This is a genomic window from Pseudomonas sp. LH1G9 (assembly GCF_002949975.1).
Lineage (GTDB): Bacteria > Pseudomonadota > Gammaproteobacteria > Pseudomonadales > Pseudomonadaceae > Aquipseudomonas > Aquipseudomonas veronii.
This window is the reverse complement of sequence record NZ_CP026880.1, coordinates 655564-679950: the sequence shown is the minus strand read 5'-3', so window position 1 is coordinate 679950 and position 24387 is coordinate 655564. Positions and strand designations below refer to the sequence as shown.

The 24387-nt window shown below is 61.1% G+C and carries 26 protein-coding genes and 1 pseudogene; 1 reads left to right on the top strand and 26 read right to left on the bottom strand.

The features are described from left to right. Position 1: 1 nt before the first annotated feature. The 12 genes from C5F70_RS03220 to C5F70_RS30935 form a co-directional block, all read right to left on the bottom strand. Positions 2–742 carry a flagellar motor protein gene (locus C5F70_RS03220; protein ID WP_017849387.1) on the bottom strand — a complete coding sequence of 247 codons (741 nt, stop codon included), beginning with the start codon at positions 740–742 and terminating at the stop codon, positions 2–4. Next, a complete protein-coding gene (locus C5F70_RS03215) occupies positions 742–1866 on the bottom strand; it encodes a chemotaxis response regulator protein-glutamate methylesterase (protein ID WP_017849386.1) in 1125 nt (374 codons plus the stop codon). The genes C5F70_RS03220 and C5F70_RS03215 overlap by 1 nt, the downstream gene beginning before the upstream one ends. A 48-nt stretch (positions 1867–1914) precedes the next feature. Next, entirely contained in the window at positions 1915–4185 is a 2271-nt protein-coding gene (locus C5F70_RS03210; RefSeq protein WP_104902712.1) for a chemotaxis protein CheA, read from the bottom strand. Positions 4186–4196: 11 nt separating this feature from the next. Then, complete coding sequence (locus tag C5F70_RS03205; RefSeq protein WP_017845401.1) at positions 4197–4985, bottom strand: protein phosphatase CheZ; 789 nt, start codon at positions 4983–4985, stop codon at positions 4197–4199. A gap of 18 nt (positions 4986–5003) precedes the next feature. Beyond that, the gene (locus tag C5F70_RS03200) at positions 5004–5378 is read right to left on the bottom strand and encodes a chemotaxis response regulator CheY (RefSeq protein ID WP_003192908.1); all 375 of its coding nucleotides are present in this window, start codon (positions 5376–5378) and stop codon (positions 5004–5006) included. Positions 5379–5546: 168 nt separating this feature from the next. Next, positions 5547–6287 (bottom strand): RNA polymerase sigma factor FliA, encoded by a 741-nt coding sequence (gene fliA / locus C5F70_RS03195; RefSeq protein WP_017845400.1) that lies wholly within the window; start codon positions 6285–6287, stop codon positions 5547–5549. After that, the gene (gene fleN / locus C5F70_RS03190; protein WP_003192912.1) at positions 6284–7117 is read right to left on the bottom strand and encodes a flagellar synthesis regulator FleN; all 834 of its coding nucleotides are present in this window, start codon (positions 7115–7117) and stop codon (positions 6284–6286) included. Before fleN ends, fliA begins: the two co-directional genes overlap by 4 nt. Positions 7118–7222: 105 nt before the next feature. After that, positions 7223–8539: a flagellar biosynthesis protein FlhF gene (flhF, locus tag C5F70_RS03185; protein ID WP_017845399.1), complete on the bottom strand. Its 1317-nt coding sequence runs from the start codon at positions 8537–8539 to the stop codon at positions 7223–7225. Positions 8540–8550: 11 nt separating this feature from the next. Then, complete coding sequence (gene flhA, locus C5F70_RS03180; protein WP_017845398.1) at positions 8551–10665, bottom strand: flagellar biosynthesis protein FlhA; 2115 nt, start codon at positions 10663–10665, stop codon at positions 8551–8553. A 261-nt stretch (positions 10666–10926) separates the two neighbouring features. Continuing rightward, positions 10927–11388 carry a DUF6392 family protein gene (locus C5F70_RS03175; protein ID WP_017845397.1) on the bottom strand — a complete coding sequence of 154 codons (462 nt, stop codon included), beginning with the start codon at positions 11386–11388 and terminating at the stop codon, positions 10927–10929. Beyond that, positions 11388–12854 (bottom strand): S-type pyocin domain-containing protein, encoded by a 1467-nt coding sequence (locus C5F70_RS03170; protein ID WP_104902711.1) that lies wholly within the window; start codon positions 12852–12854, stop codon positions 11388–11390. Before C5F70_RS03170 ends, C5F70_RS03175 begins: the two co-directional genes overlap by 1 nt. Beyond that, positions 12851–12976, bottom strand: coding sequence for a hypothetical protein (locus C5F70_RS30935; protein WP_256588352.1), 126 nt, complete (start codon positions 12974–12976; stop codon positions 12851–12853). The genes C5F70_RS03170 and C5F70_RS30935 overlap by 4 nt, the downstream gene beginning before the upstream one ends. 448 nt (positions 12977–13424) lie before the next feature. On the opposite strand from C5F70_RS30935, the pseudogene C5F70_RS31420 reads away from it, so the two are divergent. Then, positions 13425–13586 (top strand): annotated as a pseudogene (locus C5F70_RS31420) (DUF6124 family protein); the annotation flags it as partial. A gap of 105 nt (positions 13587–13691) precedes the next feature. Here the strand turns inward: C5F70_RS31420 and C5F70_RS03165 are convergent. From C5F70_RS03165 to fliJ, 14 genes are all read right to left on the bottom strand, one after another. Next, positions 13692–13895, bottom strand: coding sequence for a cold-shock protein (locus tag C5F70_RS03165; RefSeq protein ID WP_017845394.1), 204 nt, complete (start codon positions 13893–13895; stop codon positions 13692–13694). A gap of 378 nt (positions 13896–14273) precedes the next feature. Beyond that, positions 14274–15410, bottom strand: a complete 1137-nt coding sequence (flhB, locus tag C5F70_RS03155; RefSeq protein ID WP_017845392.1) for a flagellar biosynthesis protein FlhB — start codon at positions 15408–15410, stop codon at positions 14274–14276. A 3-nt stretch (positions 15411–15413) separates the two neighbouring features. Next, positions 15414–16199 carry a flagellar biosynthetic protein FliR gene (fliR, locus tag C5F70_RS03150; RefSeq protein ID WP_017845391.1) on the bottom strand — a complete coding sequence of 262 codons (786 nt, stop codon included), beginning with the start codon at positions 16197–16199 and terminating at the stop codon, positions 15414–15416. Between the two features lie 4 nt (positions 16200–16203). Continuing rightward, complete coding sequence (gene fliQ, locus C5F70_RS03145; RefSeq protein ID WP_003175300.1) at positions 16204–16473, bottom strand: flagellar biosynthesis protein FliQ; 270 nt, start codon at positions 16471–16473, stop codon at positions 16204–16206. A gap of 4 nt (positions 16474–16477) precedes the next feature. Beyond that, entirely contained in the window at positions 16478–17221 is a 744-nt protein-coding gene (gene fliP, locus C5F70_RS03140; protein WP_017845390.1) for a flagellar type III secretion system pore protein FliP, read from the bottom strand. Continuing rightward, complete coding sequence (gene fliO, locus C5F70_RS03135; RefSeq protein WP_026139822.1) at positions 17221–17664, bottom strand: flagellar biosynthetic protein FliO; 444 nt, start codon at positions 17662–17664, stop codon at positions 17221–17223. The genes fliP and fliO overlap by 1 nt, the downstream gene beginning before the upstream one ends. A gap of 1 nt (position 17665) precedes the next feature. Beyond that, positions 17666–18133: a flagellar motor switch protein FliN gene (gene fliN, locus C5F70_RS03130; RefSeq protein ID WP_017845388.1), complete on the bottom strand. Its 468-nt coding sequence runs from the start codon at positions 18131–18133 to the stop codon at positions 17666–17668. Positions 18134–18189: 56 nt separating this feature from the next. After that, positions 18190–19158, bottom strand: coding sequence for a flagellar motor switch protein FliM (gene fliM / locus C5F70_RS03125; protein ID WP_017845387.1), 969 nt, complete (start codon positions 19156–19158; stop codon positions 18190–18192). A gap of 9 nt (positions 19159–19167) precedes the next feature. Continuing rightward, positions 19168–19668, bottom strand: a complete 501-nt coding sequence (gene fliL, locus C5F70_RS03120; RefSeq protein WP_017845386.1) for a flagellar basal body-associated protein FliL — start codon at positions 19666–19668, stop codon at positions 19168–19170. 290 nt (positions 19669–19958) lie between these two features. After that, positions 19959–21323 carry a flagellar hook-length control protein FliK gene (locus C5F70_RS03115; protein WP_104902710.1) on the bottom strand — a complete coding sequence of 455 codons (1365 nt, stop codon included), beginning with the start codon at positions 21321–21323 and terminating at the stop codon, positions 19959–19961. 98 nt (positions 21324–21421) lie between these two features. Continuing rightward, positions 21422–21766: an Hpt domain-containing protein gene (locus tag C5F70_RS03110; RefSeq protein WP_017845384.1), complete on the bottom strand. Its 345-nt coding sequence runs from the start codon at positions 21764–21766 to the stop codon at positions 21422–21424. A 30-nt stretch (positions 21767–21796) separates the two neighbouring features. After that, positions 21797–23515, bottom strand: coding sequence for a fused response regulator/phosphatase (locus tag C5F70_RS03105; RefSeq protein ID WP_104902709.1), 1719 nt, complete (start codon positions 23513–23515; stop codon positions 21797–21799). Then, positions 23512–23817, bottom strand: a complete 306-nt coding sequence (locus tag C5F70_RS03100) for an STAS domain-containing protein (protein ID WP_017845382.1) — start codon at positions 23815–23817, stop codon at positions 23512–23514. The genes C5F70_RS03105 and C5F70_RS03100 overlap by 4 nt, the downstream gene beginning before the upstream one ends. 120 nt (positions 23818–23937) lie before the next feature. Next, a complete protein-coding gene (gene fliJ / locus C5F70_RS03095) occupies positions 23938–24387 on the bottom strand; it encodes a flagellar export protein FliJ (protein ID WP_017845381.1) in 450 nt (149 codons plus the stop codon).

Below are 24387 nucleotides of genomic sequence, written 5' to 3'. Positions count from 1 at the left end.
ATCAATCCATGAAGCCCTGGAGCTTCAATTCGATGGAGCGCGGGTTCTCGCCCTCGGCAATCGACAGGATGCCTTCGAGCAACATTTCACGGTAACGCGACTGGCGCAGGGCAATCGACTTGAGCTTGCTGGCCACCGGCAACAGCACCAGGTTGGCACTCGCCACACCGTAGATGGTGGCGACAAACGCCACGGCAATGCCGCTGCCCAGTTGCGACGGATCGGCGAGGTTGCCCATCACATGGATCAGGCCCATCACCGCGCCGATGATGCCGATGGTCGGCGCGTAGCCGCCCATGCTTTCAAAGACTTTGGCGGCGTTGATATCGCGGCTTTCCTGGGTGTAGAAATCCACTTCCAGGATGCTGCGGATCGCCTCCGGCTCGGCGCCGTCCACCAGCAATTGCAGGCCTTTGCGCGCGTAGCTGTCGGGCTCGGCATCGGCCACGCCTTCCAGGCCCAGCAGGCCTTCCTTGCGTGCGGTGAGGCTCCAGTTGACCACGCGGTCGATGCCGCCGGCCAGGTCGACGCGCGGCGGGAAAATAATCCAGATCAGGATCTGCATGGCACGCTTGAACGAACTCAAGGGCGACTGCAGCAATGCCGCGCCCACGGTGCCACCGATCACGATCAGCGCCGCCGGGCCGTTGGCCAGGGCGCCGAGGTGCCCGCCTTCGAGGTAGTTGCCGCCGATGATCGCGACAAACGCCATGGTGATACCGATCAGACTCAGTACATCCATCAGAGGCAGGCCTCCACCAAATGCCTGCCGATATCGTCCAGGCTGTAGATCGCGTCGGCCAGCTCAGCCTTGACGATGGCCATCGGCATGCCATAAATCACGCAACTGGCTTCGTCCTGGGCCCAGATCGCACTGCCGCCCTGCTTGAGCAGGCGCGCGCCTTCGCGACCGTCGGCGCCCATGCCGGTGAGCACCACCGCCAGAACTTTGTCGCCGTAGGACTTGGCTGCCGAACCGAAGGTGATATCCACGCAGGGTTTGTAGTTGAGGCGCTCATCGCCCGGCAGGATTTTGATCGCGCCACGGCCATCGACCATCATCTGCTTGCCCCCAGGCGCCAGCAGCGCCAGGCCAGGACGCAGGATGTCGCCATCCTCGGCTTCCTTGACGCTGATGCGGCACAGCTTGTCCAGGCGCTCGGCAAAGGCCTTGGTGAACGCGGCGGGCATGTGCTGGATCAGCACGATCGGCGCCGGGAAGTTGGCCGGCAGTTGGGTCAAGACCCGTTGCAGGGCAACCGGGCCGCCGGTCGAAGTACCAATGGCAACCAGCTTGTAGGCCTTGCGTTTCGGCGCCGGCGAATGGGCGCTTGGCGCAGGTGCTCGCGCGGGGGCCGCGGCAGGCCGGGCAACCGCTGCCGGCGCCGGGCGGCCGAACGCCGTGCTGGTGGGCGCCGCCGGAGCCGCGACCGGCGCAGGCGCCGGGGCGCTGAACAGGCTGCGACGGTTGCTGCGCGAAATGCTGTGGACCTTCTCGCACAGCATCTGCTTGACCTTCTCGGGGTTGCGCGAGATGTCTTCGAAATTCTTCGGCAGGAAGTCCACCGCACCGGCGTCCAGCGCATCCAGGGTGACCCGGGCGCCTTCGTGGGTCAGCGAGGAGAACATCAACACCGGGGTCGGACAGCGCTGCATGATGTGTCGGACTGCGGTGATGCCATCCATCATCGGCATCTCGTAGTCCATGGTGATCACGTCCGGCTTCAACGCAATGGCTTGATCAATCGCCTCTTTACCGTTGGTGGCCGTGCCGACCACCTGGATCGTTGGATCGGCGGAAAGAATTTCCGAGACGCGGCGGCGGAAGAAACCCGAATCGTCCACCACCAGGACCTTGACTACCATAAACACTCCGTTAGGCGGGGCAGGCAATACCGCCCTGCCCCACCAGAATCAAATACGCCGTGCGGCGTAACGCTTGAGCATGCTCGGAACATCGAGAATCAATGCGATACGACCGTCACCGGTGATGGTCGCACCCGACATGCCCGGGGTTCCCTGCAGCATTTTGCCCAAAGGCTTGATGACCACTTCTTCCTGGCCGACCAGTTGATCGACGACAAAGCCGATGCGCTGGGTGCCCACGGAGAGAATCACCACATGGCCTTCGCGCTGCTCTTCATGGGCGGCCGAGGCGACCAGCCAGCGCTTGAGGTAGAACAGTGGCAACGCCTTGTCGCGCACGATCACCACTTCCTGGCCGTCCACCACGTTGGTGCGCGACAGGTCGAGGTGGAAGATCTCGTTGACGTTGACCAGCGGGAAGGCGAAGGCCTGGTTGCCCAGCATCACCATCAGGGTCGGCATGATCGCCAGGGTCAACGGCACCTTGATGACGATCTTCGAGCCCAGGCCCTTGGTCGAGTAGATATTGATCGAACCGTTGAGCTGGCTGATCTTGGTTTTCACCACGTCCATGCCCACGCCACGGCCCGACACGTCGGAAATCTCGGTCTTGGTCGAGAAGCCCGGCGCGAAAATCAGGTTGTAGCACTCGGTCTCGGTCAAGCGGTCGGCGGCATCCTTGTCCATCACGCCACGCTTGACGGCGATACCGCGCAGGATCGCCGGGTCCATGCCTTTGCCGTCATCGGTGATCGACAGCAGGATATGGTCACCCTCTTGTTCCGCCGCCAGAATCACCTTGCCGTTACGGGACTTGCCCGCAGCTTCGCGTTCTTCCGGGGTTTCCACGCCGTGGTCGACGGCGTTGCGCACCAAGTGGACCAGCGGGTCGGCCAGGGCCTCGACAAGGTTTTTGTCGAGGTCGGTTTCTTCACCCACCAGTTCCAGGTTGATTTCTTTCTTGAGCTGGCGAGCCAGGTCACGAACCAGGCGCGGGAAGCGACCGAAGACTTTCTTGATCGGCTGCATCCGCGTCTTCATCACCGCGGTCTGCAGGTCGGCAGTGACCACGTCGAGGTTCGACACGGCCTTCTGCATGGCTTCGTCACCACTGTTCAGGCCCAGGCGCACCAGGCGGTTACGCACCAGCACCAGTTCGCCGACCATGTTCATGATGTCGTCCAGGCGCGCGGTATCCACACGCACCGTGGTTTCGGCTTCGCTGGCAGGCTTGTCGGCCGCGGCGGCGGCCGGGGCACGCGCGGCAGCGGCAGGAGCGGCGGCGGCCGGGGCCGGGGCCGGCTTGGCGGCAGCAGGTGCCGCGGCTTTGGCCGGTGCCGGTTTGGCCGCCACCGGGGCTGCCGTCGCCGCAGCGCCAGCGGCCACTTCGGCGAACTTGCCCTTGCCGTGCAATTCGTCGAGCAGGGCTTCGAATTCGTGATCGGAAATCAGCCCGTCGCCGGCAGGTGCGGCAGCGGCAGCAGCCGGTGCGGCAGCAGCCGGTGCGGCAGCAGTTGCGGCGACTTCCGGCAAGGCATCGGCCGCAAAGGAGCCCTTGCCATGCAACTGGTCGAGCAACGCTTCGAATTCGTCGTCGGTAATGTCGGTGCCGGCGGCGGCGGTGGCTGCCGGAACTTGCGAGGCACTCGCAGGTGCTTGCGCCTCAGCCGCAGGTGCAACGGCGTCGGCAGCGAACTGGCCCTTGCCGTGCAACTGATCGAGCAGGGATTCGAATTCTGCGTCGGTAATGTCTTCGCCGGTCGGCGCGGCGGGCGCGGCCACTGCAGCGACCGCTTGCGGCGCTTCGGCTTCGGCCTTGACCGCATTGAGGGAGTCGAGCAGTTGCTCGAACTCGCTGTCGGTGACATCCGCTTCGGCTTCGACCACAGGCTCCGGAGCCGCTTCCACCACCGGCGCGGCCGCGGTGTCGGCAGGTTCCGCCAGACGCGCCAGGGCGGCCAGCAGTTCCGGGGTGGCTGCGGTGATCGGGGCACGTTCGCGAACTTCGCTGAACATGCCGTTGACCGCATCCAGCGCTTCGAGAATCACGTCCATCAGCTCCGAATCAACGTGACGCTCACCCTTGCGCAGGATGTCGAACACGTTCTCGGCGATGTGGCAGCACTCCACCAGCTCATGGAGCTGGAGGAAGCCGGCGCCCCCTTTTACAGTGTGAAAACCGCGAAAAATTGCATTGAGCAGGTTCGCATCATCCGGTCGGCTTTCCAGCTCGACCAGTTGTTCGGACAGTTGCTCTAAAATTTCGCCGGCCTCTACAAGGAAATCCTGAAGGATTTCTTCATCGGCGCCGAAGCTCATGGGTGTGCTCCTTAGAAGCCTAAACTGGATAACAGGTCATCTACGTCATCCTGACCTGACATAACGTCTTCACGTTTATCGGCATGAATCTGCGGACCTTCACCCTTGGCGAGATGTTTTTGTGGATCTTTTTCCGAGAGGATCGCTTCGCGGTCATGTTCGATGCCGGCGAAACGATCGACTTGGCCTGCCATAAGCACCAATTTGAGCAAGTTGCTTTCCACTTCGGTGACCAATTGGGTCACGCGCTTGATCACCTGACCGGTGAGGTCCTGGTAATCCTGGGCGAGCAGAATGTCATTGAGGTTGCTGGACACCGTGTGGTTGTCCTGTTCGCTGCGCGACAGGAAACCCTCGACCCGACGGGCCAACTCACGAAACTCCTCAGCCCCCACTTCCCGACGCATGAAACGGCCCCAGTCAACGCTGAGCGCCTGGGCTTCATTGGCCATGCCGTTGACCAGGGGCGTGGCGTTTTCCACCAGGTCCATGGTGCGGTTGGCCGCCGCTTCAGTCAGCCTGACCACATAGGACAGGCGTTCAGTGGCATCGGTGATTTGCGAAATTTCTTCAGCCTGGGGCATGTGCGGGTCAATCTGAAAATTGACGATCGCACTGTGCAGCTCGCGCGTGAGCTTGCCCACTTCCTGATACAGGCCGCGGTCACGGGTCTGGTTAAGCTCATGGATTAACTGCACCGCGTCGCCGAACTGGCCTTTTTCAAGGCTCTCGACCAGTTGGTGAGCATGCTTTTTCAGGGTCGACTCAAAGTCCCCCTGTGACGTTTCTTTATGCTCCATAGCTCCCCCGCGATGGCATTAGCCGTGGATGCGTTCGAAGATTTTTTCGATCTTCTCTTTCAAGGCCAATGCAGTGAATGGCTTGACCACGTAGCCGTTGACCCCGGCCTGGGCGGCTTCGATGATCTGCTCACGCTTGGCTTCGGCGGTCACCATCAACACGGGAAGGCTGCGCAGTTTTTCATCGGCGCGCACATGGCGCAGCAAGTCGATACCGGTCATGCCGGGCATGTTCCAGTCGGTTACCAGAAAGTCGATGCTCCCGCTGTTGAGGATCGGAATCGCCGTAAGGCCGTCATCCGCCTCGACCGTGTTGGTGAACCCCAGGTCACGCAACAGGTTTTTTATGATCCGCCGCATCGTTGAGAAGTCATCAACGATGAGGATTTTCATGTTCTTGTCCAATTCGACCTCCAAGCAGTCTTAAAACGCGTCCAGCACCTGGACGCGCCATTTCAATCAACAGGCGTTACACAAAAAGGACTGCCCAGGGCACCACGAAACTCACCCGCGAAAACCAAGGGCCTCGCGGTAGTGTCTGCAGTGTCCCCACACTGCCTGTCAGCGCGCGCGCCACTCTCCCAGGCGTCCCCGCAAGCGGGCTGCGCACTGGCTGTGCAGCTGGCTGACACGCGATTCGCTGACCCCCAGGACCTCACCGATTTCCTTGAGGTTCAGCTCTTCGTCGTAGTACAGCGCCAACACCAGTCGCTCACGCTCCGGCAGATTGGCAATCGCGTCCGCCAGCGCCCCCTGAAAGCGTTCATCTTCCAAGTCGCGCGACGGTTCGAGATGAGCACTCGCGCCGTCCTCGTGCAGCCCTTCGTGTTCGCCGTCCTGCAACAGGTCGTCGAAACTGAACAGGCGGCTGCCCAAGGTATCGTTCAAAATCCCGTAATAATCGTCGAGACTCAATTGGAGTTCGGCCGCAACTTCGTGATCTTTAGCGTCGCGACCGGTTTTTGCTTCAATTGCACGAATTGCGTCACTGACCATGCGCGTATTGCGGTGTACCGAACGCGGCGCCCAATCCCCTTTACGCACTTCATCGAGCATCGCGCCACGGATACGGATACCCGCATACGTCTCGAAACTCGCACCCTTGCTCGCGTCGTATTTGGTCGATACTTCGAGCAGGCCGATCATGCCGGCCTGGATCAAGTCTTCGACCTGGACACTGGCGGGCAGGCGTGCCAGCAAGTGATAGGCAATGCGCTTGACCAACGGCGCATAGCGCTCGATCAATTCGCCCTGGCGGTCACGTGCCGAATTTTTGTAAAGGTTATAGCCGCTGGCTGTCATAGCACCGGTCCTGCGCTCGTCTGATGCACCAATCGCTCGACGAAAAACTCCAGATGCCCCCGAGGGTTGGCGGGCAACGGCCAGGTATCGACCTTCTGAGCAATAGCCTTGAACGCCAACGCGCATTTCGAACGAGGGAACGCTTCGTAGACCGCACGCTGCTTTTGCACGGCCTTGCGTACACACTCGTCATAGGGAACTGCGCCGACGTATTGTAAGGCGACATCAAGAAAGCGATCAGTGACCTTGGTCAACTTGGCGAACAGGTTGCGTCCTTCCTGCGGGCTCTGGGCCATGTTGGCCAGCACGCGGAAGCGGTTCATGCCGTAGTCGCGGTTGAGCAGTTTGATCAGGGCGTAGGCGTCGGTGATCGAGGTGGGTTCATCGCAGACCACCAGCAGGACTTCTTGCGCGGCGCGCACGAAGCTGACCACGGACTCGCCAATCCCGGCGGCGGTGTCGATCACCAGCACGTCGAGGTTGTCGCCGATATCGCTGAACGCCTGGATCAGGCCGGCATGCTGCGCAGGGCTCAAGTGGACCATGCTCTGGGTGCCCGAGGCGGCCGGCACGATGCGGATGCCTCCAGGGCCCTGCAGCAGCACATCGCGCAGCTCACAACGACCCTCGATCACATCGGCGAGGGTGTGTTTGGGCGTGAGCCCCAGCAATACGTCAACGTTCGCCAACCCAAGGTCAGCATCCAGCAGCATGACACGACGGCCAAGCTCTGCCAGGGCCAGGGACAAATTCACTGACACGTTAGTTTTCCCGACGCCACCTTTGCCGCCGGTCACCGCGATCACCTGTACGGGATGCATGCTGCCCATTTTAATTCTTTACCTTGTCTTGCTTAGACGCAGGCTACATGGCTTGGCCGCGTGAATCGCTTGCAGACCATCGATGTAGATACATTTCATGGTGTTCATGCTGCCTCAACCCACCCGCTTTGCCGGGTTGTGGTAAAGGTCAGCGAACATATCGGCCATCGCTTCCTCGCTAGGCTCTTCTTGCATTTGCACGCTGACGGCACGGCTGACCAGCTGATGACGGCGCGGCAGATGCAAATCATCCGGAATCCGCGGCCCGTCGGTCAGGTAGGCGACCGGAAGTTCATGACTGATAGCCAGGCTCAGCACCTCGCCCAGGCTCGCGGTTTCGTCGAGCTTGGTGAGGATGCATCCGGCCAGGCCGCAGCGCTTGTAGCTATGGTACGCAGCGGTAAGAACTTGTTTTTGGCTGGTGGTTGCAAGCACCAGGTAATTTTTTGCCTTGATGCCACGCCCGGCCAGGCTCTCCAGCTGCATGCGCAACGCCGGATCGCTGGCTTGCAGGCCGGCGGTATCGATCAGCACCACACGCTTGCGCAGCAACGGATCGAGGGCGTTGGCCAGGGACTGGCCCGGGTCGACATGGGTCACCGACACATTGAGGATGCGGCCCAGGGTCTTGAGTTGCTCCTGGGCACCGATGCGGTAGCTGTCCATGCTTACCAGCGCGATGTTCTGGGCGCCGTACTTGAGCACGTAGCGCGCCGCCAGCTTGGCCAGCGTGGTGGTCTTGCCCATGCCGGCAGGGCCGACCATGGCGATCACGCCGCCCTCTTCCAGGGGTTCGAGCTCCGGGGTGACGATCATCCGCGCCAGGTGGGCCAGCAACATGCGCCAGGCCTGGCGAGGTTCTTCGATTTCGGTGGTCAGCGCCAGCAGGTCGCGGGACAACGGGCCGGACAGACCGATGCGTTGCAGGCGACGCCACAGGTTGGCCTGTTGCGGCTTGCTGCCTTGCAGTTGGGTCCAGGCCAGCGAACCGAGCTGCACTTCCAGCAGCTCGCGCAGGCCGTTGAGCTCAAAGCGCATCGAGTCGAACACACGCTGGTCGACTGCAGCGGCCGGGGCAGGCGCGGCAGGACGCGGCGGTTCGATGAACGTCGGCTCGACCAGCGGCTCGGCGGCGGTCAGCGGCAGGCCGGCGAACAACTGGCGATTGGTGGTCGCATCGCTGTCGCCGCGCATGCTCAGTTCGGCCTGGGCCGAGACAATGCGCGAGGCCGTCTTGCGCAGCTCGTCTTCAAGCTCCATGTTCGGGACACGCGGGGCCAGCGCCGAAGGGGTGTAATCCAGGGCAGCCGTCAGCTCGACACCGCCGGCAATACGACGGTTACCGATAATCGCAGCGTCGGCGCCCAGTTCGTCACGTACCAGTTTCATGGCCTGACGCATATCGGCGGCGAAAAAACGCTTTACTTGCATAACCCACTACCTCAGCCGTTGGGCCCTACTGTCGCGACGATAGTCACTTGCTTGTTGTCAGGGATTTCCTGATAAGCCAAAACGTGCAAATTCGGCACTGCCAGGCGTCCAAACCGCGACAACATCGCCCGGACCGGGCCTGCCACCAGCAGAATCACCGGTTGGCCCTGCATTTCCTGACGCTGCGCTGCTTCGATCAACGAACGCTGCAGTTTTTCAGCCATGCTTGGCTCCAGCAGAACGCCCTCTTCCTGGCCCTGTCCTGCCTTCTGAATACTATTGAGCAATATTTGTTCCAACCTTGGCTCCAAGGTGATCACAGGCAGCTCAGACTCAATCCCTACAATGCTTTGTACGATAGCGCGGGATAATCCAACGCGCACGGCGGCCACCAACGCGGCAGTATCTTGACTCTTGGCGGCATTGTTGGCGATGGCCTCGGCGATGCTGCGAATGTCGCGCACCGGCACCTGTTCGGCCAGCAGCGCCTGCAGCACCTTGAGCAATTGCGACAGCGACAGCACGCCCGGCACCAGCTCTTCGGCGAGCTTGGGCGAGGCTTTGGCCAGCAAACCCATTAGTTGCTGGACTTCTTCGTGGCCGATCAACTCGTGGGAGTGCTTGTACAGAATCTGGTTGAGGTGCGTGGCGACCACGGTGCTGGCGTCCACCACGGTGTAGCCGAGGGACTGCGCCTGGCTGCGCTGGCTGACTTCGATCCAGACCGCTTCCAGACCAAAAGCCGGATCTTTGGCGGTTATACCGTTCAGCGTGCCGAACACCTGGCCCGGGTTGATCGCCAGCTCGCGGTCGGGGTAGATCTCCGCTTCGGCGAGGATCACGCCCATCAGGGTCAGGCGGTAGGCGCTGGGGGCCAGGTCGAGGTTGTCGCGGATATGCACAGTGGGCATCAGGAAGCCCAGGTCCTGGGACAACTTCTTGCGCACGCCCTTGATCCGCGCGAGCAATTGGCCGCCCTGGTTGCGGTCGACCAACGGGATCAGGCGGTAGCCGACTTCCAGGCCGATCATGTCGATCGGGGTCACATCGTCCCAGCCCAACTCCTTGGTTTCCTGGGCGCGGGCCGGCGACGGCAGCAGTTCCTGCTGGCGCGCGATTTCTTGCTGGGCCTTCACCTTGACCAAGTTCTGCTTTTTCCAGAACAGGTAGGCGCCACCGGCGGCCATCGCCGCCATGCTCAAGAACGAGACGTGGGGCATGCCAGGCACAATGCCCATGATCGCCATGATGCCCGCCGCCACGGCCAGCGCCTTGGGCGAGGCGAACATCTGCCGGCTGATCTGCTTGCCCATGTCTTCGGAGCCCGACGCACGGGTCACCATGATCGCCGCTGCTGTGGATAACAACAGTGATGGCAATTGCGCCACTAAACCGTCACCGATGGTCAGCAGGGCGTAGACCTTGCCCGCATCGCCGAAGGTCATGCCGTGCTGGAACATCCCGACCGCTATGCCGCCGATCAGGTTGATGAACAGAATCAACAGGCCGGCGATGGCGTCACCGCGCACGAATTTGCTGGCACCGTCCATGGAACCGTAGAACTCGGCCTCCTGGGCCACTTCCAGGCGGCGCGATTTGGCCTGGTTCTGGTCGATCAGGCCGGCGTTGAGGTCGGCGTCGATGGCCATCTGTTTGCCGGGCATGGCGTCGAGGGTAAAGCGCGCGCTCACCTCGGAAATCCGCCCGGCGCCCTTGGTCACCACCACGAAGTTGATGATCATCAGGATCGCGAACACCACGATACCGACCACGTAGTTACCGCCGATCACCACCTCGCCGAAGGCCTGGATCACCTTACCGGCGGCGGCGTGACCGTCCTGGCCGTGGAGCATGACCACGCGGGTCGACGCCACGTTCAACGCCAGCCGCAACAGCGTGGCGATCAGCAGAATGGTGGGAAACACCGCGAAATCCAGCGGCCGCAACGCATAGACGCAGACCAGCAGGACCACGACGGACAAGGCGATGTTGAAGGTGAAGAACACGTCGAGCAGGAACGGCGGCATCGGCAACATCATCATTGCCAGCATCACCAGCAACAACAACGGCACACCCAGATTGCCCCGCGAGAGGTCAGTCAGGGTGCTGCGGGCCGTGCTGAGCATTTGAGAGCGATCTACCACCGGTACTCCTCGCATCCTTGAAGCAAACTTTTGACGCCGGGAGGCGTCCTGGAGGCGCTATTGCAAGAAGCCTTCCAACTTTTGCTTGAGGTCACCGGATGAGGGAATTCATTTCAATTAAATATAGGCGTCCCCTTTTCACTTTTCGCCTCCGATCAGCCTCTCTGCCTGGATGGCCGAGTCCTGATGCCGGCCAGAAAAGACATTCGCTTGACTGGCTGGTGTGCGCTCAGTTTGAGGAGACTAGGCGCGGAGAGTGAACACCAGCGTATTAACTTGATAGTTTTCCGCGTACTTAAATATCAGCTTGGCGTTCGGATACACCGAGGGCTCAAGCTCATACGCATCCCACCCCCCTGTTTTTCTGTTTAGAGGGAGTTTTGTCGGACCCTTTGACTCTAAAGGAACACCGAAGGAGGCCTTTACGTCAGCCTGACTCATCGATAAAGCCAGCGGCAGTGGCAGTTTTCCACGATATACAGACTGCCCCTCTACAGCCTTAACAAGAGTGATATATAGAGTTTCCAGGCGTTTGGAGTCAGCTGAAAAACTCAACTCAACTCCATCCTCTGGTTCAATATCCAGCCAGTCCCTTCCCTTATAAAGCTCTTGTAGAGGCATATTGGGGATGACACCCTCTGAGACTAAGGATTCATAGGGGCGCCCCAGGCTTTTGATCCACAGTGCAATAGTTGTGGCGTCCATTAGTACCACCCTTGTTTCTGGTTGAGTTGATGTAATTGCTCTCGGGCCGCCTCAATTTCAGCTTCAGGATAGCCTTCATCCAGTAACCCGCTCTTGATCGCATCGACATTGCTATTAACAGCCGCCCGTAGGTCGGCGACATCTTTGGCTTGCTTGGCCCTGGTACTGCGCCCACCGTAAGTTTCACTATGCTTCTGGTGCACATGTGTCGGAATCGCGATGCCTGGAGCGTTCTTTAGATAATCCAACACCTGTTGACGCGGCATTTTGGCATCCAACTGAAGTAACGTTGCCTCCAGTACCTTTTGTGCAGGTATGTGGTCGATGTCCAGGCCATCTTTTCGACTCCGACTCATTAGATCGGCCGCGCGACCAACCTCCAACGGGCTAACCATAGGCTTGGCAAATACCAAGTACAGCGGCGACATACCCGAGTCAGCAGGAAACGTAATGATCGTGTCCTGCCAGGTAACATCCTCTGCATCCCGACCTGGGTAGTGACTGATTGCCGAATCTTGCCCCACCGCAACCGGATGAACGAACAAATTATCCAAGCGTTCCGGTGTACCCGGATACGGGCTCGGCGCACTGACCACCGGCCCGTTGTTCGGCGTCCAAGTGATGCTGATGCCATCTAGCACCGCGACCATCGCGCTCTTGTCCGCATTCCAACTGGCTTGCGCAACAGACACACGATCAGCGCCACTTTCAGGCTTGGTATGTATGCCGTAGACGCGTAGTTCACCTGATCCACCCTGGCGAAACTGAAACCGCACTCGCGTACTGGCCGAGCGCATACCTGCCAGTTGTTCCGGGGTGTAGAGCGTCGAATCACCCATATCCCTTGGCCAAAAAGCCAGCAGCACGAGGTTGAGTGCTGAATTGGCTCCGGCCAGTCCTCGTATGGCCCAGGCGCCCAGGTCGCTGCCGAGTGTTCCGGCGACCCTCCCGACAGCGCCCGCAGTGCCGGTCGAAGCCATGACGGCCGTGGTGCCAAAGTTTGTCGCGTGTTCAGGGCTGGTTCCTGCCGCCGTGGAACCGACCGGCACCGAAACGCATGACTTGGCGAACACACACGCATCAGCGGCACGATTCATTACGCCGGGGGTGGATAAGTTGGAAACGGGCGGGTTGGGGGTGTTTGGTCCGATCCAAGTGAAGGCGGTACGCTGGGGTTGTGTTTCGAACACCTGACACTTGAAGCGCTGGCAGGCGATCAGCTCCGGTGGCGGGTCGCATTTGCACAGACAGAGATCGCCCTCTAGCGCCGCTTGCTTGCCGCCCCAGTCTTCGTGCAGGTGAGGCCCAACGAGCGCGATGACGCCTTCAGTGCCGCATGCCGGACAAGCGACCCGGTCACCCTCCCTGGCGATCATTTGGCCGTTGAAGCTGGTGCGCTCCAGGCCACTGATCACTTCGCCGCCTGCTGTGGTCGTCGCGCCAGTGGTGATGTTGTAGCGCTTCACATCTGGCTCTCCACGCGACATCCAGGCTGTAGAAGACCAGGGAGGCCATCGTCGTCCGCGTACTCCACCACCTGATCCAGGTTTTGCAGGCTGCTGATCAGTGTGTTATCGGAGCTGTTCATGTCACTTCCTTTTTTTTGCGTGCAGAGGCCTCACACTCCATCGTGGTGTTGAGTCGTGCAGAGGGGATCGCGCCGGGAGTGGCGCCAGGAAGAGGCTGCTGAATGATGAAGGACCAAACAACTGACCGTTCGGCTAGGTGTTTGTAAAAACAGAAACTTCCGACAAGTGTTTGAGGTTGCTCCTAGGAAACTCGCTCTCTAGTCTCCGTACTTCGCTGCACACGCAGCGGGCGGGCGTCGCGGCCCATGTAAATTCAGGCGCAAAGTGCCATTGTCCGCTTTCAGTTGACGTTTTTTTATCGTCTACTGTGCGGCGCTATGGTGGCTGTGCGCGGGATACCTTCGGGTATGCCGGTTTCCTGATTCCGGTCCGCGAACCTGCGTACAGCTGCCACCCCATCGCATCGCGGCGATCAGTGGCAGCTCCACTTAAATCAGGAGCGTCACAATGGTTAAACCAACCCCAAATCCCCCGCGCGGCACCAATACCCCACCCACCGTGCTCATCGACGGCATCAGCACCGAAGACCTGCTGGTCAACCTCACCGAAACCCTGGCTCGCGCCCACGCCCTGACCTGCGACTTCGCCTTTAATCTGGAAGGATCACGGGCATCCAACCCAGTGATCGTTCCCGCCGGTGGGAACGATCAACTTTTGCTTCAAGGGGGCAGAGCGCTGAGGGGCGCGGCGAAGGGATGCTATCAGTGGCGATCTTTATACAGGACGCACATTCTCGGCCTGCGGGCCTTTTTGGCCCTGCGTCACGTCGTATTCCACTTTTTGATTTTCTTCCAAACTTTTGAAACCGGTGCCGGTGATTGCTGAATAGTGGACAAACACGTCCGTGCTGCCGTCGTCGGGAGAAATAAAACCAAACCCCTTCTCCGCGTTAAACCATTTCACAGTGCCCGTTGCCATGGCCGTTCTCCGTACACTTCAATTAAGAACTTACACAGGTGTCGTCAGATCAGTTGAATGTCGCATGCATAGATGCCCGCCGGTCGATGGATCATCCAAAACTGCACTTTCTGCCCCTCCGAAAGCAGGCATCCATCCGAACTGCACAGATCTACCAACACATCGTCTCCCCCACTATCCAACGCAATCGAACCCAATCCGGTCTGCTGGTCATAAGACTTAACCCGGCCTGTGAATAGCTGCATCGCCCCACTCCCGGCATTTTACTTCGCAGTACCTGAGGCAATAGAACCGCGAGAAGGCGAAAGTGACGACTGTCAAAGTTGACAGGTCAGGAAGGTTTACGACGAATGGCACGGTGCCAATTTGAACAGTTGGTCAGGAATCGCGCCGCAAATCCGGCGGAATCGGCAGGTCCTTGAGCGGATCGGGGCGCTTGCCTTTGCCCGCACGGTACTGGCGGATCTGGTAGACGTAGGCCAATACCTGGGCCACGGCCAGGTACAGCCCGGCGGGGATTTCCTGGTCGAGGTCGGTGGAGTAGAAGATCGACCGCGCCAGCTCCGGCGACTCCAGCAACAGGATGTCGTTGGCCACGGCGATTTCGCGGATTTTCAGCGCCGTGAAGTCGCTGCCCTTGGCCAGCAGCATCGGCGCGCCGCCCTTCTCCGGGTCGTACTTGAGAGCCACGGCGTAGTGGGTCGGGTTGGTGATCACCACGTCGGCGTCGGGCACCGAAGCCATCATCTTGCGCTGGGACATTTCGCGCTGCAGTTGGCGAATGCGCTGCTTGACCTCGGGGCGACCCTCCTGGTCCTTGTGTTCGTCGCGCACTTCCTGCTTGGTCATCAGCAGTTTCTTGTGGCTTTCCCACAGCTGGATCGGCGCATCCACGGCGGCGATCAGGATCAGCCCGGCGGCCATCCACAACGCACTCCAGCCCACCACTTGCACGCTGTGGATGATCGCCGACTCCAGCGGCTCATGGGCGATGCGCAGCAGGTCATCGATGTCGGAGGACAATACCACCAAGGCCACGAACAGAATCAGGATGAACTTGGCCAGGGCCTTGAGCAGTTCCACCAATGCCTTGGTGGAAAACATGCGCTTGAGCCCCGCCGCCGGGTTCATGCGGCTGAATTTTGGTGCCATGCTGCTCGCGGCGAACAGCCAGCCTCCAAGGGCGACGGGGCCGATCAGCGCGGCCAGGAGCAAGGTGATCAAAATCGGCTGCACCGCCAGGATCGCGATTTTCCCCGAATGCAGCAGGTACTGCCCCATGGCGCCGGGGCTGAGCAGCACTTCACGGGGCAAGCTGAAGTTGAGTTTCATCAACTCCATCAGGTCGAGCGCCAGGCCGCCGCCGTAGATCAGCAAGGCGCCGGCACCGGCCATCATCGTCGCGACGGTGTTGAGCTCTTTGGAGCGGGCAATCTCGCCCTTTTCCCGGGAGTCCTTTTTACGTTTCTCCGTGGGGTCTTCTGTTTTGTCCTGACCACTCTCGCTCTCGGCCATGGCTCAGCGCGCCCGTGCCAGATCACGTAAGAACTGCAAGGCGTCGCTCGCCAGCGGTTGATACTGATTGAGAATGTCGGCCATGCCGACCCAGAAAATCCCCATGCCCAACACCAGGGTCAACGGGAAACCGATAGAGAAGATATTCAACTGCGGCGCCGCGCGGGTCATCACCCCAAACGCGATGTTGACCACCAGCAGCGCGGTGATCGCCGGCAGCACCAGCAACAGCGAAGCGCCCAGCACCCAACTGAGGCGCCCCACCAGTTCCCAGAAGTGATTGACCACCAACCCCGAGCCGACCGGCAAGGTGGTGAAACTTTCGGTCAGCACCTCGAACACCACCAGATGGCCATTCATGGCCAGGAACATCAAAGTCACCAGCATGGTCAGGAACTGCCCGATCACCGCCGCCGACACGCCGTTGGTGGGGTCGACCATCGACGCAAAACCCATACCCATCTGGATCGAGATGATTTGCCCGGCGATCACGAATGCCTGGAAGAACAGTTGCAGAGAGAAACCCAGCAGCGAGCCGATCAGGATCTGCTCGGCAATCAGCATCAGCGCACTGAGGTCCAGCGCATTGACCGCAGGCATCGGCGGCAAGCCCGGCACCAGCACCACGGTGATCGCCACCGCGAAGTACAGGCGGATACGCCGTGGTACCAGGGTGGTACCAAACACCGGCATGCTCATCAGCACCGCCGTGACCCGGAACAGCGGCAAGATAAACGACGCCACCCAGGTGCTGATCTGGGTGTCGGTCAACGCCAGCAGCGATTGCATGCGGTCAGCCGATCAACTGCGGAATACTGCCGTACAGCTGCAGGATATATTCCATGAAGGTTTGCACCAGCCACGGGCCGGCGACAATCAACGTGACCAGCATCACCAACAGGCGCGGCAGGAAGCTCAGGGTTTGTTCGTTGATCTGGGTCGCAGCCTGGAACATCGCCACCAACAGGCCGACCAACAGGCTCGGCACCACCAGCACGGCAACCATCATCGTGGTCAGCCACAACGCTTCACGGAACAGGTCGACGGCAACTTCTGGGGTCATAGCCCTACACTCCGCCGAAACTGCTGGCCAACGTGCCGATGATCAGTGCCCAGCCGTCCACCAGCACAAACAGCATGATCTTGAACGGCAACGAGATGATCAGCGGCGACAGCATCATCATCCCCATGGCCATCAGCACGCTCGCCACCACCAGGTCGATGATCAGGAACGGGATAAAGATCATGAAACCGATCTGGAACGCCGTCTTCAGTTCCGAGGTGACGAACGCCGGCACCAGGATCGTCAGCGGCGCCTGGTCCGGCGTGGCGATGTCGGTGCGCTTGGACAGGCGCATGAACAGCTCAAGGTCGCTGGAGCGGGTCTGCGACAGCATGAAGTCTTTGATCGGGCCTTGGGCCTTGTCGATGGCGTCTTGCGCCGTGAGCTTTTCCGCGAGGTAAGGCTGCAGGGCTTGCTGGTTCACCTTGTCGAAGACCGGCGCCATGATGAACAGCGTCAAGAACAGCGCCATGCCCGTGAGGATCTGGTTCGATGGCGTCTGTTGCAGGCCCAGGGCCTGACGCAGGATCGAGAACACGATAATGATGCGGGTGAAGCTGGTCATCAGCATGACAAACGCCGGGATAAAACTCAGCGCCGTCATGATCAGCAGGATCTGCAGGCTGACCGAATACTCCTGGGCCCCGGCCGCATTGGTGCCGAGCGTAATCGCCGGGATCGACAACGGGTCGGCGGCGAACGCCAATGGCGCGGCCAGCCACAGCATGAGCGTCAATAAAACGCGCATTACTTCTTATCCTTCTGATCCTTGCCCAGCAACTCCATCAGGCGTTGGGCGAATTCTGGCGTGGCGGCTTGGGTCGGGGCGACGTTGACCGGGGTCTTGAGCACATGCAGCGGGGTGATGCGGCCGGGGGTGAGGCCCAGCAGGATCTGTTCCTCGCCCACCTGCACCAGCACCAGCCGATCACGCGGGCCGAGGGCGCGCGAGCCGATCATCTCGATGACCTGGGCGTTGCCCGGGCCAATGTTCTGCACCCGACGCATCAGCCAGGCCAGCACAAAAATCAGCCCGACCACCAGCAGCAGGCCCAGTACCAGTTGGGTCAACTGACCGCCGATACCGCTGCTCACCACCGGTGCCGCCGCCGCAGCCGCCTGCGCGACCGGCTCGGCCGCGAGGGCGCTCAATGGCAGCGCCAGCAACAGTCCCGCCATCGAATACTTCATGTCAGCGCAGCTTCTTGATGCGTTCGCTCGGGCTGATCACGTCGGTCAGGCGAATGCCGAACTTTTCGTTGACCACCACCACTTCGCCATGGGCGATCAGCGTGCCGTTGACCAGCACGTCCAGCGGCTCGCCGGCCAAGCGGTCAAGCTCGATCACCGAGCCCTGGTTGAGCTGCAGCAGGTTGCGGATGTTGATGTCGGTGCTGCCGACTTCCATGGAGATCGACACCGGGATGTCGAGAATCACGTCCAGGTTCGGGCCGTCGAGGCTCACCGGGTCGTTGTTCTTCGGCACGCTGCCGAATTCTTCCATGGGCAGGCGGTTACTGGCCGGCGCAGTAGAGGCATCGGCCGCCAGCAACGCGTCGATATCGTCCTGGCCGACATCGCCGGTTTCTTCCAGGGCCGCAGCCCATTCGTCGGCCAGGGCCTGGTCTTCGGCGGAAGTGTTTTCGTGTTCGGTAGCCATTACATGTCCTCGGCGGAGCAAACATTCATAAATAGGGGTGCATCAATACGGGTGACTCAACGCCGGTTGATCGGCTCCACCACTTGCAGCGCCAGGTTGCCCTTGTGGGAACCGAGCTTGACCTTGAACGACGGCACGCCGTTGGCGCGCATGATCAGTTCTTCCGGCAACTCGACGGGAATCACGTCGCCCGGTTGCATGTGCAAGATATCCCGCAGGCGCAACTGACGACGCGCCACGGTGGCGCTCAGCGGCACGTCGACGTCCAGCAGGTCTTCGCGCAGGGCCTTGACCCAGCGTTCATCCTGATCGTCGAGGTCGGACTGGAAGCCGGCATCGAGCATTTCGCGCACCGGCTCGATCATCGAGTACGGCATGGTCACGTGCAGGTCACCGCCACCGCCATCGAGTTCGATGTGGAACGTCGACACCACAATCGCTTCGCTGGGGCCGACGATGTTGGCCATGGCCGGGTTCACTTCCGAGTTGATGTACTCGAAGTTGACTTCCATGATCGCCTGCCAGGCTTCCTTCAAGTCGATGAAGGCCTGCTCCAGCACCATCCGCACCACCCGCAGTTCCGTGGGGGTGAATTCCCGGCCTTCGATCTTGGCGTGACGGCCGTCGCCGCCGAAGAAGTTGTCCACCAGCTTGAACACCAGTTTGGCGTCGAGGATGAACAACGCCGTGCCGCGCAATGGCTTGATCTTGACCAGGTTGAGGCTGGTAGGCACGTACAGCGAGTGTACGTATTCACCGAACTTCATCACCTGCACGCCGCCCACCGCCACGTCCGCCGAGCGGCGCAGCATGTTGAACATGCTGATGCGGGTGTAACGGGCGAAACGCTCGTTGATCATTTCCAGGGTCGGCATGCGTCCACGGACGATGCGATCCTGGCTGGTCAGGTCATAACTTTTGACGCTGCCGGGTTCGGCAGCCGTTTCGGTCTGTACCAGACCATCGTCCACGCCATGCAGCAGCGCATCGATTTCATCCTGGGACAGAAGGTCTTGCACGGCCATGTGGTGATCCTACTGCAATACGAAATTAGTGAAGAGCGCCTGCTCGACCACCACTTTGCCGAGCTCTTTCTGGGCCACTTCCTGCACGCTGGCAGTGACCTTCTGGCGCAGCATTTCCTGGCCCACCGGGGTGGCCAGGTTGTCGAAGCTTTGCGCGGAAAACAACATCACCAGGTTGTTGCGGATCACCGGCATATGCACCTTGAGCGCATCGAGGTCTGCCTGGTTACGCGCCAGCAAGGTGATGCTCACCTGCAGGTAGCGTTGACGACCGTTCTGGTTGAAGTTGGCGACAAAGGCCGGAAGCATCGGTTCGAAGATTGCCGGTTGCTTGACGTTACTGGCAGTTTCGGCGGCGGGCGCCGGTTTGCTCGCACTGCTGTGCATGATGTACCAAGTGCCGCCCACAGAGGCGCCGATGGCCAGGACCAGGGCCAGGACAATCAACAGGATAAGCTTGAGCTTACCCTTGCCTGCAGGTGCTTTTGCTGCGTCGTCGCTCTTCGCCATGCCAATAATCCGTCACTATTCGGGGATTCATAGATCTACGGAAAGGCAAGAGCAAGTGTTATGCCAGAGTTGTCAGGCAGCGCAGGACAGCGGCCATGCCACAGATCCATTGTGGGAGGGGGCTTGCCCCCGATAGCGGAGTTCCAGTCGACCGATCCGTTGACGGGCACACTGCCATCGGGGGCAAGCCCCCTCCCACCTTTGGATTGCGATCGACTCAGGCCAGGCTTAATGGTCGTGATCATCAGGGGCAAGCCCCCTCCCACACTCAGGCCGGTGTTGGCCCTGAATCAGGCGTAGTAGTCGACGGCGCTGGAGCCGATCACGGTGGACGTCACCGGCGCGACGGCCGCTGCCACGTCGGCGTGATCGGCAACGTCGCCGTTGTCACCCCGACCGCCACGGCCACTGATACCGTTCGCCTGGTTCTGTTGCTGTTGGCCCTGACCCTGGCCCTGCCAGCCGCGGGATTGGTCGGACACGTTGACGTCGACCTGCCCCATGCCCTGCTGGGCGAACATCTCGCGCAACCGGCCGGACTGGCTTTCCAGCGCGTCACGCACCACGGCGTGACCGCTCATGAACGTGACCTGGGCCTGCTGGTCCGCTGTCATGTTGACCTTGATATCCAGGCGCCCGAGTTCGGCCGGTTGCAGCTGGATCTCCGCCGACTTGAGGTTGGCGCTGGACAGGTACATCACGCGGTTGACGATTTCCTCGGTCCAGCCGCTCTGGTGCATGGCCAGCGGTGCGTTGGTCACCGGCGGCAACGCGTTGGCGGTTTTCGGCGTGGCGGCCTGGGTCAGCGCGGCCAGGCGGTTGGCGAAGTCATCGACACGGGTGTCGCTGCTGGCGCCCTTCAAATCCTTGAGGCCTTCTTCGATCAACCCGCCAAAGGTTTTGTCGCCACCCCGGTCGGTGCTGTCCTTGCTGGCTTGCTGATCCACCATGTTAGCCAGGCCCGTGGCGAAGTTCTGCGCGACAGTCGGCTGGTCCTGGGACGTCGGCGCGGCTTTCTGCGGCGTCTGGCTGCTGGCCGACACATGGCCGCCCTGCTCCATCGCCAGGCGTACCGCCGGCAAGGCGTCCAGAGGGTCGGCCGCGGGATCGAAGGCTGGCTTGGCCGCATCGGTCGCTGCCAACGGCGTCGTGACCAGCGGCTGGGCCTTGTCATCCTTGGCGGCGGCCGGGGCTGGCGTTTCCACCGGCACCGGCACAGCAACTGGCGTGACCGTGACAATCAACGCGGGGTCAACCACCGGCGCAACCGTCGGGTCTGCCGCAGGCTGCTGCGCCAGGGCGGGGTCGGCCGGCGGGGTTTGATCACTGCTGGCGCTGTCGGCCGGCTTGGCAGGCAAGGGTTTGCCGCTATCGGCAACCGCTGGCGTACCGGCGGCAGGTTTATCGTTGTTCGCGACAGGCTTATCGTTGCCGGCAACCGGCTTGGCACTCGCGTCGGCAGGCTTGTCGCGCGTGGGTTTGGCCGAGTTGTCGTCGGCCTTGGCCGAGGGCTTCGAACCTTGGCTGGCGAACACCTGAGCAAAGCCAGGGCCCTTATCCCGTGGCTCCGCAGCCGCCGCCGGTGGATTGGCGGCAGGCGCTTGAGGCTTGGCCGCGGAGGCAGCCTGAAGGAGCGAATTAGGGGCGACTGGCATAGGTAAGGTCTCCACTGCATGGGGATCGGGGATGCAGTATCAGGAGATAGAGCAAGAGTCGGGCCAGCTCCTATCGAAAAGCCGTCCCGCGCCTGAAATTAAAGCTGGAAGCGCTGGCGCTCCGACTCATACAGCGGCTTGACCAGCGCAAACTCATGATCGATCTGATCGACCAAGGCCCCCAGGTCCGCCGCCGCCTCGACGGACTCAACCTCCAGGCGCTGGCACAAGTGCGCCAACCGCACCGCCCCGAGGTTGCCACTGCTGCCCTTGAAACTATGGGCGATAAGCGCCAATGCCTTGGCATCGTCGCGCGCCTTGCGCAGCGCTTCGACGCGCTTTTGCGAATCATCGAGAAAGGTATCGAGCAACTTGGGGTACTCGCCTTCCATGACTTCCTGCAAACCCGATAACACGTCCGGGTCCAGATGAACCTCAACCACTTGTTCGCTCCTTGATCAAGAATCGGCGGATTATGCCAGAGCCTCCCAGCAAAACTCCACGCAGACGCTACGCCCGCCGTCGGACCAGCGTACATCGCTGCTCAGTTGCCGCACCAGGCTCAAGCCGCGACCGGACAGGCGGTCGACATCCAGCGGGCGCGCCAGTACCTGTTCCACATCGAACCCGGGGCCGCTGTCTTCGATGCGCAAGCTCATACTGCCGCCGGTAACGGTGGGCACCACCTGCACCTGCACGCGCACATAACCGCTGTTGAGCTGCATCAGCCGTTCGTTGCGCTCGCGGTAATACTGCGCGAACCCTTTGGCATCGCGCTTGAGCCGCGAGTCCAGGCCCAGCACGCCATGCTCGAGGGCGTTGGAATACAGCTCGGCCATCACGCTGTAGAGCGCCCCGCTCTGCTCGCGCAGGCCGTGGATCTCGAGCAGCAGTTGCAACAGATAGGGCAACGGGTTGTAACGCTTGAGGGTCTCGGCGCGGAATTCAAAACCCACCGACCAATCCAACGGGCACGACTGGCCGCTGTCGGCGTACAACGGCCCCGTCGCGCGCATCGACTGGCCGGCCTGCAGGGTGATTTCGACCATGCTCACATCATCCCGCACCTCACCGCGAAACGCCGCCAGAGCCTGCTCGATATCCTCGAACAGGCGGTCGGGCTCGCGATTGGCGGCAAACACCTGCTGCAAGCGCTCGGCGCCGAACAGCTGTTCGTTGGCGTCGGCGGTGTCCAGTACGCCGTCGGAGAGCAGAAACACGCGGTCGCCCAGGGCCATCGGCCAGACTTCGGTATGGTCCTCGAACGCCTGCGCCGACAGCACACCCAACGGCAAATGCCGTGACACCAACGGTGTCCGCTTGCCGGTGGCGACTTCATGTACATAGCCATCAGGCATGCCGCCATTCCAGACCTCCACCACGCGCCGCTGCGTGCTCAGGCACAACAGCGCGGCGCAGCAGAACATGTCCACCGGCAGGATGCGTTTGAGCTTGGCGTTCATCTCCCGCAGGATCTGCGTCAGCCCGTAGCCCTTGGCCGTCATGCCGTAGAACACTTCCGCCAACGGCATCGCGCCGACCGCCGCCGGCAGGCCATGCCCGGTGAAATCGCCGAGCAGCACATGCATATCACCCGCCGGCGTGTAGGCCGCCAACAACAAGTCACCGTTGAACAGCGCATACGGCGATTGCAGGTAACGGATGTTCGGCGCTGCGTTGATACAGCCGGAATGGGCAACCTTGTCGAACACCGCCTTGGCCACGCGTTGCTCATGCAGCAGGTAGTCGTGGTGCTTGGCGATCAGGTCGCGCTGCTGCAATACCGTGGCCTGCAGGCGGCGCAGGCGGTCCATCGCATTGATCTTGGCCGCGAGGATCAGCGGGTTGTAGGGCTTGGGCAAGAAGTCATCGCCACCGGCATCCAGGCATTCGGCCAGGGCTTCGCTTTGGCGCAGGGAGGTGAGGAAGATGATCGGCACCAGGGCTTCGCCCGCCAGTTGCTTGATCCGGCGCGCGGCCTCAAAGCCATCCATCACCGGCATCAGGGCGTCCATCAACACCAGTTGCGGGCGTTCGCGGGCGAACAGGTCGACCGCTTCCACACCGTTGCTGGCGGTGAGCACGTGGTGGCCCTGGCGCCGGATGATGGTCGACAGCAACAGCAAGTCGGTGGCGCTGTCTTCGGCGATCAGGACGGTCAGCGGTTCGAGGACCGGAGCCAGAGCGCTCAATTGATATCGAACAGTTTATCGAAGTTGGATATCGCGAGGATCTTGCGCACGTCGGAGCTGATGTTGATCACTTGGACTTCCGCATCATCGCCCCCGGCATGATCGCGCAGCAGCAGGAGCATGCCCAGGGCGGAACTGTCCATGTAGGTGGTTTCCTTCAGGTCGACCACGTACACGTCCGGCACCTTGTAGAAACGCTCGTAGGCCTCACGAAAGATCTGGTGGCTGCCGAAATCGAACCGGCCTTTGATTGCAATCGTCAACTTCGTCCCATCCAGGGATACTTCTGACACGACTGACATGTGACTGCTTCCTTGTCATGGGTCTAGATAGAAGGTGTAGCAGGCGAATGGGCTATGGGCAACACGGCGAATCAAATATGGGAGACAAGCCCCTTCCCACATTGAACAGCGGGCCTGGCGCTAGTAGGGATTCTGCCGCGGCAGGCGCTGGGACAGCTCGTCGAGCAGCTTCTGCTCGCGCTTATCCTCGATCGCCCGCGCTTCGTCGATGTAGCGCTGCACCAGCTTGCGCAAGCCTTCGACCCGGGCATACGCCTGCTGCCAGCTCTCGCGGGCCTTGTCGAGGTTGTTCTGGTGCCAGGCCAGGCTCTGGCGCTGCTGGCCGACGGCGGTCTCAAGTTGGTTGAGAAAGCCCTGGTAGCCCATCAGCCACTGGCCGGACACGCCTTTGGTGCCGCGCTCGATCCACTGCTGCTGGTACTCGCCGCGAAAGCGCTCCAGGTCGCCGAGCTTGCTTTCTGCCAGGCGCACCTGGCCCTGGAAGTAACCCAGGCGCTGGACCGCGGTTTTTTCGGCCTTTTCGGCCATGTCCACCACCGGGGCCAGGCGTGAGGAGCGGCTGCTGGCCAT